This window comes from Azospirillum sp. B506, from assembly GCF_000333595.1.
Lineage (GTDB): Bacteria > Pseudomonadota > Alphaproteobacteria > Azospirillales > Azospirillaceae > Azospirillum.
This window is the reverse complement of the sequence record NZ_BADK01000856.1, coordinates 1-6,672: the sequence shown is the minus strand read 5'-3', so window position 1 is coordinate 6,672 and position 6,672 is coordinate 1. Positions and strand designations below refer to the sequence as shown.

The 6,672-nt window shown below is 64.6% G+C and carries 6 protein-coding genes; 2 read left to right on the top strand and 4 right to left on the bottom strand.

Features of this window, described 5'->3' with window-relative positions:
• Positions 1-245 precede the first annotated feature (245 nt).
• Complete coding sequence (locus I71_RS26630; protein WP_042701074.1) at positions 246-908, top strand: phasin family protein; 663 nt, start codon at positions 246-248, stop codon at positions 906-908.
• Between the two features lie 132 nt (positions 909-1,040).
• On the opposite strand, the gene I71_RS26625 is transcribed toward I71_RS26630, so the two are convergent.
• Together I71_RS26625 and I71_RS36500 are read right to left on the bottom strand one after the other, a co-directional pair.
• Complete coding sequence (locus I71_RS26625) at positions 1,041-1,883, bottom strand: 23S rRNA (adenine(2030)-N(6))-methyltransferase RlmJ (RefSeq protein ID WP_042701072.1); 843 nt, start codon at positions 1,881-1,883, stop codon at positions 1,041-1,043.
• Positions 1,884-1,963: 80 nt separating this feature from the next.
• Positions 1,964-2,290, bottom strand: a complete 327-nt coding sequence (locus I71_RS36500; RefSeq protein ID WP_148294378.1) for a hypothetical protein — start codon at positions 2,288-2,290, stop codon at positions 1,964-1,966.
• Between the two features lie 849 nt (positions 2,291-3,139).
• Between I71_RS36500 and I71_RS26615 the strand changes: the two genes are divergently transcribed.
• Entirely contained in the window at positions 3,140-4,606 is a 1,467-nt protein-coding gene (locus tag I71_RS26615; protein WP_244434071.1) for a tetratricopeptide repeat protein, read from the top strand.
• A gap of 13 nt (positions 4,607-4,619) precedes the next feature.
• On the opposite strand, the gene I71_RS26610 is transcribed toward I71_RS26615, so the two are convergent.
• Together I71_RS26610 and I71_RS26605 are read right to left on the bottom strand one after the other, a co-directional pair.
• Positions 4,620-6,095: a hypothetical protein gene (locus tag I71_RS26610; RefSeq protein WP_042701068.1), complete on the bottom strand. Its 1,476-nt coding sequence runs from the start codon at positions 6,093-6,095 to the stop codon at positions 4,620-4,622.
• Between the two features lie 103 nt (positions 6,096-6,198).
• Positions 6,199-6,408 (bottom strand): anti-sigma factor, encoded by a 210-nt coding sequence (locus I71_RS26605; protein ID WP_244434070.1) that lies wholly within the window; start codon positions 6,406-6,408, stop codon positions 6,199-6,201.
• Positions 6,409-6,672: the final 264 nt, after the last annotated feature.

Here is a 6,672-nt window from a genome sequence, read left to right as displayed (position 1 = left end):
GTATGTTGAGGAATCCGGATTAATAAAACCGGATTCAATCGGATTCGATCCTTGCAGAATGCAAATTAACTTCAAGAAACCATATACCTCGAAAGAAGGGGTATAGCATTAATATTTTTCGTTCTGGAACTTTCTGCTTGTCAGGTGTTATAGGTCTGTTCCGGTGCCGCGGTGCAGCAAAATGACCGATACGCGCTTTGGGAAGAAGCGTCCACCCGGACGACCATATTCGAGGAGCATCTCGCATGGTTATGGACAAGGACACCACGACCGGTGTGCGTGAGACCGCCGACCGGGCAAAGGCCACGGTGGAGGAGATAACGCGCGCCGGCGAGGCCGCCACGCGCCGCGCTGCCGATGCCGCCCGCTCGATCGGTGGAACCGCGGCAGAGGCAGGCGCCCAAGCAGCTGATTCCGGCCTGGACGCCGGGCGGAAAGCCCTCGATGCCGGTGCAGGCCTGACCAGAGATGGTTCGGAAGCCGCCGGCTCGGTGATGGGTTCGGCTACCGAGGCAACGGCCCGCACAACGGAGCAGATGCAGCGCCTGCTTGGGCTATCGAAGGAAGCGCAGGGCCAGGTTGCCAGCCAGACCCGGGAAACCATGGATGTCATGGTCCAATGCGGCAGCGTACTGGCCGATGGCATGAAGACAGCTTGGCGCGAGTGGATCGGCTTGGCGCAGGACATGGCCTCGCGTAACGCCGAGGGGGTCAACGCACTGATGCGCAGCCGCAGCGTTCCCGACTTCTATGCGGCGCAGAGCCGGATGCTGAAGGAAAACATGCAGTTGGTTCTCAGTCGGAGCGTCAAGATCTCCGAACTGTCGTCCAGCACGGCAAACACCGCCATCGGTAAGCTGAACGCCCGCCTGGAAGGCACCGCTCAGCAGACGGAGCGCCGGTTCTGACCACCGCGCAAACGATGACGATCCGTCATCGATAACCAACGGTCTCCATCCTGACTGAACCCCGGCCCATTGGGCCTGGGGTTTTTCTTTGCCGGATGGTGACCCTTATTCGCTTCCGCCATCAGTTCCCAATTATGCCGCCTCCGGCGTCAGCCAGCTTACAGTCGCGCCACCGCCCGTAGATGGCAGCGCCTTGTGCAGCAGTGGCAGCATCTCCTTCAGCGTCTCGTCCAGCTTCCAGGGCGGATTGACGATCAGCAGTCCGGAACCGTTCAGCCGCAGATGGGTGTCTTCCGGGTGCCAGGTCAACTCCGCGATCAGAACCTTCGGGATGCCTGCCTTCTCCACGGCATCCTGAAAGCGCCAGACCGCCGCGCGCTCTTTGATCGGGTACCACAGGGCGAAGATGCCGGTGGACCAGCGGCGGTGAGCCTGCGCCAGACCTTCCGCCATGCGGGAGAATTCGTCGGGCTGCTCGAAGGGAGGGTCGACCAGCACCAGACCGCGCTTTTCCTTGGGCGGAAGATGGGCTTTCAGCGCGGTGTATGCATCCGACTGATGAACCGCCACGGCGCGGTCGCCGGCGAATTCTGCCTTCAGGCTCTGTGCGTCGTCGGGATGCAGTTCCACCAGCACCGTGCGATCCTGCGGGCGCAGGGCTGCGCGGGCAATATGTGGGGAGCCTGGATACCAACGCAGTCCGCCGTCGGGATTCAACGACCGCACGGCGTCCAGATAGGGGGCCAGCGCCGGATGCGGCAGGGAATGGCCGAACAGCCTTCCGATACCCTGGTCGCTTTCCCCGGTCTTGCGGGCCGCTTCCGACGTCAGGTCGTAGCGTCCGATGCCGGCATGGGTATCGAGCACGCAGAAGGGGGCCGGCTTGGTGCGCAGATGATCGAGGATCAGCGCCAGCACGGCGTGCTTCATCACGTCGGCCGGGTTGCCCGCATGGTAGATGTGGCGGTAGTTCATGCTTCGGGGTTTAACCGATCAGCCGACGCTGCGCCAGCGGTCTTGCCGATAAAACTGAAGCATTGCGGCAGGGAGGCCAATCAGTTGATGGCCGCGACCTGCTGGGCATTGTGGAAGCTGCGGCGGGTACGCGGAGCGACGCTGACCGGATCGCTGTCTTCACATCGCGATGACGCCAGAAGCTTGGCACTCTGCGTGTCCAGTTCAGACAGGCTCTGCCAGATCTTGCAAACATAGGCCTGGGCGCGGCGGCCCGAGCTCCCGTTGTAGCGGGTCAATGCGGTCTTCCAGTTGCCTTCCTCGCCATGAAAGCGGACGAGAAGCTGACCGGCGTAAAACACGTTGTCGCGCGGCTCTACAATCTTTTCCAGCGGCTGGAACTCGCCGCGGTGGGTGGCGACCGACAACTGCATGCAGCCGACATAGGTATTGCTGCGAAGCTGGCCACGATGGTCACGAAGATGCCGGGCGGCGTCGCTGACATTCCGGGCATATAGGCACGGCCCGCGACACTCATCGCGAAAGGGTGGGGCGCACCGTCCTGACCGCTTTTCCACAAGGCGATGGGCCACAGCATTGCGGACGGAATGCCGAGCTTCTCGTCGGGCCTCACGGCGTGGGTCACGCAGCTTTCTTGGACACGGCTGGGGTTGAAGATCCCTGGCTCAAGGATTGCGCCTGGGCGCCGCCGGAAACGGTCAGNNCCACCAGGGAAGCCGTCAGCAGTCCCGCAGCCAGTGCGTATCGTCCACAACCTGTGGCGCCCACGCGCTGATTTCGTCCCCGCATCCCAAACCTCTTTCTGCTGACGCCCCGTGTTCTACGGCGGCTGTTTGACCCCCCGCGCGGGGCCGTTGTTCCGGTCACCGAGTCGCTTACGGCGACCGCCTCCTACCCAGATGTTCAGCGCCCCCAACCGGGCGCCGCGGCCACATTTCCAAAAATTTGATCCATCGTCAACCCGCTTGCGCCCTGGTAATACCACAGCTTTCCTCCGCCGGATGTCGCGCAGGCCACCTGGGCAGACGGTTTAGGTCCTTCGGCTAGGGGGCTAAGCCATTGAATTGCCATATTTGCCGGCGAAACCGATTGAGGTCGCCAACCGGTCTCCCTTACCCCTCAGGATAAGGATCGAAAAAGGGGCTACTGCGGCAGCGTGTCGCCAGAATCACACTTTGGAAGGATTTTCGCTGCCCTCTTGCGCGGCGCAGCATGTTGGGGCAGTAAGCTGCGCCGCTTTGTTTCCCTGGACTCGGTTGCCGGGCCTGGGCGGTGCCGCAGCGACGCCCGGGACGGCCCGATGGCGCGCGGAGGCGGGTTCTCCGGGCCGGCGGCCATCCCCCGGCCGAAGCCCGACACCAGAGGAAAATCCATCCGTGTCCGCGGACCCCTCCATCGGCGGCGAGCCGTCAAACGACCATCTCGATCGAATGTTCCGGATCGGTTACGACCGGCTCTATGCGGGAGATCCATCCGGAGCTGCGCGCGCATTTCGCGTCGCTGTCACCGTCGATCCCGCCAATGGCGAGGCTTGGTCGGCACTGGCTGAGTCCTGTGACGGTGCCGGTCAGGCGGAGAACGTGGCAGTCGGTTTCCAACATGCCGTCACCTTGGAGCCGACCAACTGGGCATGGCGCCTGAGGTTGGCGGAGTCCTTGCGGCAATGCGGTGAAATCGATGCTGCATATGCTCTCTTCCATGCCTTGGAGGACGAGCGGAGCGATTCGGCACCGGTGCGACTCGGCCTCGCCCGCTGCCTGGCTGCTCTCGGCCGACCGGACGATGCGCTGGAGGAGTTCCGCGAAGCGGTGGCTCTGCGCCCTGCCGACCGCGATGCCGTTCTTGCTCTTGCAGAGGCGTTGACCGCCTCGGGTGACGCGCTGGCGGCAGTCGAATTGCTTCAGCCGCTCACCCGCCAGCATGAGGACGATGCTGCCATCCACCATGCGCTTGGCCGTGGCTGGCTCGCCCTGCGTGAACCTGTAAAGGCGATCGCGGTCCTCCGTCGCGCCCGGGACAGTGCCGAAGGGGATGAGGCTGCGGCGGTCGAGCGGCTGATTGCCGCCCTGGAAGCCGGGGAGGGTGAAGATCTGTCCGCTGCCTATGTTCGCGCCCTGTTCGACCGTTATGCCGACCGTTTCGACCAGGATTTGGTCGGCAAGCTCGGCTATGCGGCGCCGGACCTGCTGCGCTCGGCGATTGACCGGGTTTTCCCCGGTGCCGCTGGCCTGAGGATTCTTGATCTCGGCTGCGGCACCGGGTTGGCAGGGGTTGCCTTCAAGCCGCTGGCGGCGCATCTGGCCGGAGTCGATCTTTCGCCGCGGATGGTCGAGAAGGCGCGGCACCGCGGCCTTTATGACGAGCTTGACGTTGGCGACGTGGTGGAAGCGATGGAGCGGGCGCCCGGCGGCTGGGATCAACTGATAGCTGCCGATGTCCTCGTCTACATTGGCGACCTCGTTCCGATCTTCGCGGCAGCGGCATGCGCCCTCGCGCCCGGTGGCTGCTTCGCCGCGACGGTGGAGCGTCTGCCGGAGGGATCGTCGCCGGAACCCTTCGTCCTTGGTGCCACCCGGCGCTACGCCCATACGGAGATCTATGTCCGGGAAACTGCCGAGTCGGCTGGCTTCACCATCCGTGTGATGGAGCGCTGCACCCCACGTCGGGAAAAGGGCGCGCCGGTGCCGGGCCTGCTTTTCGTGGTACAACGGGTCTCGGGATGAGGAAGGCGCCGCGTCAGATGGCCTGGCTGTAGCGTCCATCGTCGCCGGGCAGGCACCAGCGCGCGTGCAACTGACCCTTGGCGTCGAAGCTGCATGCGATCCAGCCGGGAGCAGGCAGCAGGCGCCTTCCCGTCCCGGCGAAGGCCGGCATCTCGAATCGATGGGCGGGCAGGGGGATGTCGGGACGGGTTGCCAACGGGTCCGCCAGCCGGGATCGCCAGCGGTTCGTGCTCTCGCCGGCAGTGAAGGATGGCGTGTAGAGTTGCCACATCTCCAGCCCTCCACCGCGCAGCACCCCACGGCCCCCTGCACCGTCGGCCAACCCGCGCGACACGACCGTCATTCGGCATCCGCTTCGACGGGAGAAGTCTGCTATTGTCCGGATCATCCGTTCCCAGTCGGCATGGCGGTCCGGTGCCGACCAGTCTCCACCCAACCGGCTGCGCAGCCGGCTGGGAAGCAGATGCCCCAGCCGGTCCAGCACGGCGGCGGCCGGGGACAGCAGCGGTGGGCCGCTGACCAGGATCAGATGACGGCATGCGGCGAAGCGATCGAGCCAGTCCAACAGCAGGCTCCAATCCCGTTCGTTGAGCATGCGCCGGCCGTTGCGGTCGGTCCACAGGTCGAGGGCAAGAAGCCCGACCTCGCCCATGATGAAGCCCTGCGCCAGCGTTCCGCAGGCCGATCCCCACAGGCAATCGGGCGGGCTGTCCGCCACCGACCCGGTTTGGTACAGCTGGACGTGACGCCGCGTCGCCATCAAAAGAGGGCGCAGACTGCGCGAGGCGGCATCGCCCTCTTCACGCCGGCCCCAGGCGCCAGCGAGCAGACGGCCGAGATCGGTGCTGTCCCACATCATCACCGACGGAATCGACGCCAGCACCGATGCGGATGCGGCACCGCTCCACGCCCTCAGCATCTGGTCGAATCCAGCGGCCATCAACTCCTCCGCCACGCCGGGCAGGGCGGGGCCGAGCCGTCTGGAGGCATCCGACAGCAGGGCGGTGGCCTGGGGGGAGGCGGCCATCACGGCATCGCCATCGATCTGGCCACCCGCCTGGACCAGCAGGTGATACCGGTCGGCGGAATGGCGGGCGAGAAGGTCCGGCCAGAGTGCCGGTGGCAGCGCGGTCTCCGCCGCCGTGCGGCCAATTGCTCCGCTTCCGTAAAGAATCGCCAGTCGCGGAAATGAATGACGTCCCGGTACGACCACGGTCCAGCGGGGACCGTCGGGAAATCCATATGCCACATCGGTATCGCGCATGCCGCGGGGAACAGCGAAGTCGAAACGCCAGACATGGCGCCGCCGCCAGACCGTCAGGTGACGGGGCGGTACGGGCAGGGTGACTCCGTCAACCCGCAGGTCGTCGGGCTCGACCTCCCCATCCAGAACGAACAACGCTGACAACCACCAGCGGTCACGCTGTTCCCCACGGAAATACAGGATTGGGCCGAGCAGGATGCTCGGCTCCGCTCGTCTCGGCGCCATGTTTCATCCGTCCGAACTGGCCCTTCCCCCAAAGATGGGCCTGACGCATGCAATAGCGCACTGCGCCGCCTGACGGAGAAAAATTACGCGGCCGGAACCGCGCTCAGCCGTTCCGCTTACGCAACAGCTCCAGCATTTTCGGAGGGACTTCTTCGGTCAGGACCGGGTCGTACAGGCGATGAAGCTCCTCCACATGCTGGCGATGCTGGGCGAGCATCGCCTTGGCGTCGGGATCGCTCTCGACCATGCTCTCGAATTCGGCCCGCTCCCGGTCGTTCAGGGCGCCGTCCAGATAGGCGTTTATTTCTGTCATCGTTACACGCTTCATCTCTGTCGTTCCCGGATGGGTCGCCGGGGTTATTCCCCTGGGACACGATCAACCCTGACACGTCCGGTGGCTCCGCCGTTCCCGGACGGCTCGGCCGAAAGGACGCATGGCCCATCTTATGGGCATGATCCTCGGCCCTACCAGTCCGACAAACGGCGCGATTTCCGCTCACTTTCGAGGCGGGCAAACCGGTACCGCCATCCTCTTTCGCGTCGCCCGGCCAAGTAACAGATCGGTATGCCAATGTCC